This is a genomic window from Streptomyces sp. HNM0645 (genome assembly GCF_030056615.1).
Taxonomy (GTDB): Bacteria; Actinomycetota; Actinomycetes; order Streptomycetales; family Streptomycetaceae; genus Streptomyces; species Streptomyces marianii.
Map to the genome: position 1 here is coordinate 71,354 of NZ_JASHLT010000034.1, position 6,899 is coordinate 78,252.

The window sequence follows — 6,899 nt, forward strand, 5'->3', positions numbered from 1 at the left end:
CGGCCGGCGGCGCTGGGACCTCAGACGACGGAGGCGGTCAGGAGCACCAGATGCGCCGCGTCGGCCGCGGCGATGCCCATGGTGGCGAGGAACGGAAGACGGGCGTCGGCGTCACGGACGGGCCGCAGCAGGGCCAGCGCGCAGAGCAGCACGGTCACCGCGAGGACGGCCCAGCCCTGGCGGGTGACCGGTCCGTCGGGCGCCACCAGCAGGACCAGTGACGAGGCGAGCACCAGCAGGGCCGCGACACATACCGACCGCCGCCGGCCGAGGCGTTGCGGCAGCCCGTGGACACCGGTGCGCAGGTCGTGGTCGATGTCCGGCAGGACGTTGGCGAAGTGCGCGCCCGTGCCGAGCAGTCCGGCGGCCGCCATGAGCCACAGGGGCGGCCAGCGCCCACCGGGCAGCGCGAGGGTGACGAACGCCGGGAGCAGCCCGAACGCCAGCGCGTACGGCAGCCACGACAGAACGGTGCGCTTGAGGCGGAGGTTGTACGACCAGGCCGCCGCCACCGCCACCGCATGGACGAACCCCGCCACCGGCCCGCACGCCGCCGACAGGACGACGCACACGGCCAGGGCCGCGATCGCCGCCCCGGCCACGACACCCGGCAGGGCCTCTCCCGTGACCAGCGGCTTGTCCCGGCGGCCGGACGCACGGTCCCGGCCCATGTCGGCCCGGTCGTTGCACCACCCGATCGACAGCTGACCCGCGGCGACCGCGCCCACGACGAGCGCTCCGCCGGATGGACCGCGCCCTCCCACCGCGGCGGCGAGCGCGGCCGTGAGACCGGTGACGACTGCCGCCGGCAGCAGGTGACACGCCTTCAGCAGACCGGCGGCCGACGGGCGGACGGAGTCGAACGGCGCTGCGTGGGTCCCGTCGGAATCGGTGGTGGCACTGAACTTCACATCGCCACGCTAGGTCACGACGCGCCCGATGCGACCGTTTCATGACGTTGTGTCAGCGGACTTCTATGTTGGGGCGATGACCCGCGTCCTGGCCGTGAGCGCCGTGTTCCCGCCCCATCGCCACCCGCAGGCGGAGATCGCGGAGGAGTTGGCCCGCCGGCTGCCGCCCGCGGCGGATCCCGGACTGCTGCGGCGCGTGCACGCGTCCGTCGGGGTCGAGGCCCGGCATCTCGCGCTGCCGCTGGACCGCTACGGCCGCCTCGACGGCTTCGGCCAGTGCAACGACATCTATCTGGAGCTGGCGCGGGACCTCGGGACGCGGGCCGTGCGAGCCGCCCTCGACGAGGCGGGAGTCGCCCCCGAGGAGGTGGACGTGATCGTGTCGACCTCGGTCACGGGCATCGCGGCACCGTCGCTGGACGCCCGCCTGGCCACCGCGGCCGGACTGCGCCCCGACGTACGGCGCGTGCCCCTCTTCGGACTCGGCTGCGCCGGGGGCGCGGCGGGCACGGCGCGCCTCCACGACCAGCTCATCGGCCGGCCCGGGGACGTGGGAGTGCTGCTGTCCGTGGAACTCTGCTCGCTCACCCTGCAGGCCGCGGACACGTCGATGGCCAATCTGGTCTCAGGGGCGCTCTTCGGCGACGGGGCGGCGGCGCTGGTGGCGGTCGGCGCCGAACACCCCCGGCACGCGGGCCACCCCGGTGGAGGCACCGGCGGGCACCCGTGCGCCGGCCGCTCGGGCCCGGTGGTCGTCGACTGCCGCAGCCGTCTCCACCCGGGCACGGAAGACCTCCTCGGCTGGCACGTCGGCGAGTGGGGCCTCCGGCCGGTGCTCGGCAGCGAACTGCCCGAGGTGGTGAGGCTCCACGTGGGCGAGGAGATCGCGTCCTTTCTCGCCGAGCACGACCTCAAACCGCAGGACGTGGCGGCCTGGGTCTGCCACCCGGGTGGTCCGAAGGTCCTCGACGTGCTCGCCGACGTACTCGGGCTGCCCGAGGACGCGCTGTCGCCAAGCCGCCGGTCGCTCGCCCGGGCCGGAAACCTGTCCTCCGCCTCCGTGCTGCACGTCCTGAGGGACACCCTCGTCGACGGCCCGCCCGAACCGGGCGCCCCCGGGCTGATGCTGGCCTTCGGCCCCGGATTCTCCTCCGAACTCGTCCTGCTGCGCTGGTGACGCCCCGATGAGCACCCACACCCCCACCGTGTTCCTCGCACTCGTCCTGCTGGTCGCCTTGGAACGACTCGCCGAACTCGTCGTGGCCCGCCGCAACACGGTCCGGAGCCGGATGCACGGAGGCGTCGAACACGGCCGCGGCCACTACCCCGCCATGGTCGTCCTGCACACCGTGCTGCTGGCCGGCTGCGCCGTCGAACCCTGGGCCGCGGACCGCCCCTTCGTGCCCGTGCTCGGCTGGACCATGCTGGCGCTGACCGCCGCGGCCCAGGCGCTGCGCTGGTGGTGCATCGTCACACTGGGCCCGCGGTGGAACACCCGCGTCATCGTCGTACCGGGCCTGCCGCTCGTCGCCTCCGGCCCGTACCGGTGGCTCCGTCACCCCAACTACGCCGCCGTCGTGCTGGAGGGGCTTGCCCTGCCGTTGGTGCACACGGCGTGGGTGACGGCCCTGGCGTTCACCGTGCTCAACCTGGCGCTGCTCGGGGTCCGCATCCGCTGCGAGGAGTCGGCCCTGACCGGGGCGCCGGGCACCGCCGGCCGGACCGCGAACGCGGTCCGGTGATCGATCTGCTGGTCGCCGGCGGCGGCCCGGCGGGGCTCGCCACCGCCATCCACGGTGCGCTGGCCGGGTTCGAGGTCGTCGTCGCGGAGCCGCGGCCCACACCGGTCGACAAGGCGTGCGGTGAGGGGCTGATGCCTGGTGCCGTGAGGGCGCTCGCGGGGCTCGGGGTCGCCGTCGAAGGGGCGCGGTTCACCGGCATCCGGTACACCGACGGACTCGGCGCCCGCGCGGCGGAGGCGCGTTTCCGGGCCGGACACGGCCTCGGGGTACGCCGCACGGACCTGCAGCCGGCGCTCGCGGCGCGCGCCGCGGAGCTGGGTGTGCGGTTCGTGGCACGCCGACTCGGCGAAGTGCGCCAGGACGGCCGGCAGGTGACGGCGGACGGGCTGACGGCGCGGTACCTCGTCGCCGCCGACGGGCTGCACTCCCCCGTCCGCCGCGCCCTCGGACTGGGCGCGCGGCCCGCTCCCGACCGGGCGGCGCGCTACGGGCTGCGCCGCCACTACGCCCTCGCCCCGTGGAGCGACCTGGTCGAGGTCCACTGGGCGGAACGCTCCGAGGCGTATGTGACGCCCCTCGCCGCCGGACTCGTCGGTGTCGCCGTGCTCACCGCCGACCGCGCCCCGTTCGACGCCCAGCTGGCACGCTTCCCGGCCTTGGGCGAGCGGCTGCGCTCGGCCGCGGCGACCCCGGTGCGCGGTGCCGGGCCGCTGCGCCAGGACGTGCGCACGCGGGTGGCCGGCCGGGTCCTGCTCGTGGGGGACGCCGCGGGATACGTCGACGCGCTCACCGGCGAGGGGCTGACGCTCGCGCTGACCGCGGCCGGTGAACTGGTCCGCTGTGTACGGTCGGGCCGGCCCTGGGAGTACGAGCGAGCCTGGCGGCGGCTGTCCCGCCCGTACCGGCTGCTGACCGGGTGTCTGCTGCGGGCCCGTGAGAATCCGTATCTCGCTCCTCGGGTCGTGCCGCTCGCGGCCCGGCTGCCGCGCGTGTTCCGGGAGGGCGTCAACCTCCTGGGCTGACGCGGCGGGCATCCGTCGGGCCCGGCACCCGGCCCGACGGCCCGACGGCCCGGGAACGACTCGCAGTGGCCGCTCACCCGGTGTGCGCAGTGTGCACGACCGCCACCGGGCAGGCCGCGGTGTGGAGGACCTCGGAACTCACCGAGCCCAGCAGCAGCCTGCGCAGTCCGGAACGCCCGTGGGAGCCGACGACCAGGAGGACCGCCCCACGCGAGGACTCCGCGAGGAGGGTGGCCGCACGGAGCCGTTCCGCGTGCAGTCTCACGGCCACACCGGGGTAGCGGTCACGGCGCTTGTCCGCCTCCTCCTGCAGGGCCGCCCGGACCGCCTCGTCGAGGACGTCGAAGTCGGGTGCGGCCATCCCGGGCCCGGTCGGGGTCTCACCGAGGTGGAAGCTGCCGTGCACGAGTTCGAGGTTCGCCCCGCGCAGCGCGGCCTCGGCGAAGGCTGCGTCCAGGGCGTGCGACGAGATGCCGGAGGTGTCGGCGACGTCCACCCCGGCCACGACGCGCTTCTCCGGGTCCGGTGGTGTGTCACCTGGGCGGACGACGATGACGGTGCCTGCGGCGTGGGTGGCGACCTGCCAGCTCACGGAGCCGAGCGGAAGACGGGCGAAGCCACCACTGCCCCGGTGCCCGACGACCGTCCAGGACGCCCGTGCGGACCGCTCCACCAGCACGGCGGAGGCACGGCCGGGGACCGCCTCCGCCGTCACGGTCACGCCGGGGAACTCGGTGCGGACCAGCCTCTCCAGGGGCGCCACGACCTCGGCGCCCGGGACCGGGGTGCCGTGGTGCTCGGCGACGTGCAGGAGCTGGAGCGGCACCTCGTGCAGGTCGGCCTGCTCGGCGGCGCAGCGCACCACGTACTCCTGACCGCCCTCGTCGACGCCGGCCAGTACCGGCCCCCTCGGTGACGTGGTGTCGTCCACCATGAGTGCTCCCTGCTCCGATCTCCGCGGTCTGGCTCCAGGGTGCGTCCGCGCGTGGGGCGGCGCAGCACGGGTGTGGACCACCCGGCCCAGTCCGGGACCGGGTCCCGGGATTGCGGTGAGTGGGGGCGGAGCCGCCGCGACCGTCGTCTCCTACCGCGGCAGGACCCCAGCGGCCACCGCGGACGGGACGGGCGCGTAGCCCGCGGCCCGGGTGGTGAACGTGCCGCGGCCCTGCGTGCGGCCCCGCAACCGCGAGGCGTAGCCGAACAGTTCGGCCAGCGGCACGGTCGCGGTGACGACCGCCCCGCCCGCACCCGCGGTCGAGCCCGACACCCGGCCGCGCCGTGCCGCGAGATCACCGAGCACGCCGCCGACGGCATCGTCGGGCACGGTGACGGTGACCTCCACGACCGGTTCCAGGAGGACCATCTCCGCCGCGCGCAGCGCCTCGCGGAGGGCGAATCTGCCCGCCGCGCGGAACGCCGTCTCGGACGAGTCCTTGGGGTGGGTCGCCCCGTCGGTCAGGGTGACGCGCAGCCCCGTCACCGGATGGCCGCCGAGCGGTCCCTCGGCGAGGGCGTCCCGGCAGCCGGCCTCCACCGCGCGGGCGTACTCCTGCGGCACCCGCCCGCCGGTGACGGTCGACCGGAACGCGAATCCGCCCGTACCGGTTGTTCCGCCGGTGCCGGCGTCGTCGACGGCCCCCAGCGCCTCCACGTCCAGCACGACATGGGCGAACTGCCCGGCGCCGCCGTCCTGTTTGACGTGCCGGTACAGCAACCCGGTGACTCCTCGGGCGACCGTCTCGCGATAGGCCACCCGCGGCCGGCCGACACCGACGCGGATGCCGTGAGCGCGCCGGATCTTCTCCACCGCCACCTCCAGATGCAGTTCTCCCATGCCGGACAGGACTGTCTGGCCGGTCTCGGGGTCGGTGCCGACCGTGAGCGACGGGTCCTCCTCGGCCAGCCTCGCGAGTGCGGGAACCAGTCGGTCGGCGTCCGGGCCGCCGCGGGCCTCGACCGCCACCGAGACGACCGGAGCGGCCGCGGTGGGCGGTTCGAGGACGAGCGGGGCGGCGGGTGAGCACAGTGTGGCGCCGGTACGGGAGGACTTGACGCCGACGAGGGCGACGATGTCCCCGGCGACCGCGCGGTCGGCCTCGGCGTGCCGGTCCGCCTGCACGCGCAGGATGCGTCCGACGCGCTCGGTCCGACCCGCGCCCGCGTCCAGGACCGTGTCCCCCTTCCGGACCGTGCCCGAGTACACACGGACGAACGTCAGCCGTCCCGTGGACGTCGAGTGCACCTTGAAGACCAGGGCGGCCAGGGGCGCGGCCGGGTCCGCGGGCCGCTCCTGGGACACACCGTCCAGCGTGCCCCGTACGGCGGGCACGTCCGTCGGCGCGGGCAGCAGCTCCACGACGGCCTGCAGCAGCGGTTCGACGCCGCGGTTCCGGTAGGCGGAGCCGCACAGCACCACCAGGCCCTCGCCACTGCGGGTCACCTCGCGCAGTGCGCCCGCCAGCGTCCCGTCGGACACCCGCGACCGTTCGCAGAACTCCTCCAGTGCGGCGGGGTGGAGTTCGGCGACCGCCTCCTCGAGCAGGACGCGCCGCCGCAGTGCCTCCTCGGCCAGGCCATCGGGCACCGGCCCCTCCTCGAACGCGTCGCGGCCGGCGTGCCAGACCAGCGCGCGCATGCGCAGCAGGTCCACGACCCCGGTGAACCCGTCCTCCCTCCCGATCGGCATCTGTACGACGAGGGGCACTGTGCGCAGGCGTTCGCGGATCGACGCGACGGCCGAGTCGAGGTCGGCGCCCGCGCGATCCATCTTGTTGACGAAGGCGATCCGCGGAACGCCGTGCCGGTCCGCCTGCCGCCACACGGACTCGCTCTGCGGCTCCACGCCCGCGACGGCGTCGAACACGGCGACGGCGCCGTCGAGGACGCGCAGCGAGCGCTCCACCTCGTCGGAGAAGTCGACGTGTCCGGGGGTGTCGATGAGGTTGATCCGGTGCCCGGCCCAGTCGCAGCTGACCGCGGCGGCGAAGATGGTGATGCCGCGGTCGCGCTCCTGGGGGTCGAAGTCGGTGACGGTCGTGCCCTCGTGGACCTCGCCGCGCTTGTGGGTGGCTCCGGTGAGGTACAGGATCCGTTCGGTGACGGTGGTCTTGCCGGCGTCGACATGGGCGAGGATGCCCAGGTTGCGGACGGTGGTCAGGGGGTCGACGGCTAGATGAATGAGTCCGATGTTTTCAGTGGTCGTAGGCGATCAGTGATCGTTTGGT

General features: G+C 74.7%; 6 protein-coding genes. 3 read left to right on the plus strand and 3 right to left on the minus strand.

What is annotated here, in order from left to right; genetic code table 11:
* Window positions 1–20 precede the first annotated feature (20 nt).
* Window positions 21–911 (minus strand): UbiA family prenyltransferase, encoded by an 891-nt coding sequence (locus QMZ92_RS23035; RefSeq protein ID WP_283299321.1) that lies wholly within the window; start codon window positions 909–911, stop codon window positions 21–23.
* A 76-nt stretch (window positions 912–987) separates the two neighbouring features.
* Here QMZ92_RS23035 and QMZ92_RS23040 point away from each other — a divergent pair, with 76 nt between their 5' ends.
* Genes QMZ92_RS23040 through QMZ92_RS23050 form a run of 3 tightly spaced genes read left to right on the plus strand, consistent with a single transcriptional unit; the run spans window position 988 to window position 3,675 of the window.
* Window positions 988–2,088: a type III polyketide synthase gene (locus tag QMZ92_RS23040; RefSeq protein ID WP_283299322.1), complete on the plus strand. Its 1,101-nt coding sequence runs from the start codon at window positions 988–990 to the stop codon at window positions 2,086–2,088.
* Between the two features lie 7 nt (window positions 2,089–2,095).
* Window positions 2,096–2,653: an isoprenylcysteine carboxyl methyltransferase family protein gene (locus QMZ92_RS23045; protein ID WP_283299323.1), complete on the plus strand. Its 558-nt coding sequence runs from the start codon at window positions 2,096–2,098 to the stop codon at window positions 2,651–2,653.
* Window positions 2,650–3,675 carry an NAD(P)/FAD-dependent oxidoreductase gene (locus QMZ92_RS23050; protein ID WP_283299324.1) on the plus strand — a complete coding sequence of 342 codons (1,026 nt, stop codon included), beginning with the start codon at window positions 2,650–2,652 and terminating at the stop codon, window positions 3,673–3,675. The genes QMZ92_RS23045 and QMZ92_RS23050 overlap by 4 nt, the downstream gene beginning before the upstream one ends.
* 73 nt (window positions 3,676–3,748) lie before the next feature.
* Here the strand turns inward: QMZ92_RS23050 and QMZ92_RS23055 are convergent, their stop codons facing one another.
* Window positions 3,749–4,609 (minus strand): universal stress protein, encoded by an 861-nt coding sequence (locus QMZ92_RS23055; protein WP_283299325.1) that lies wholly within the window; start codon window positions 4,607–4,609, stop codon window positions 3,749–3,751.
* A gap of 150 nt (window positions 4,610–4,759) precedes the next feature.
* On the minus strand, window positions 4,760–6,862 hold the full coding sequence (gene fusA / locus QMZ92_RS23060; RefSeq protein ID WP_502962118.1) for an elongation factor G: 2,103 nt from the start codon (window positions 6,860–6,862) through the stop codon (window positions 4,760–4,762).
* Between the last annotated feature and the right edge of the window lie 37 nt (window positions 6,863–6,899).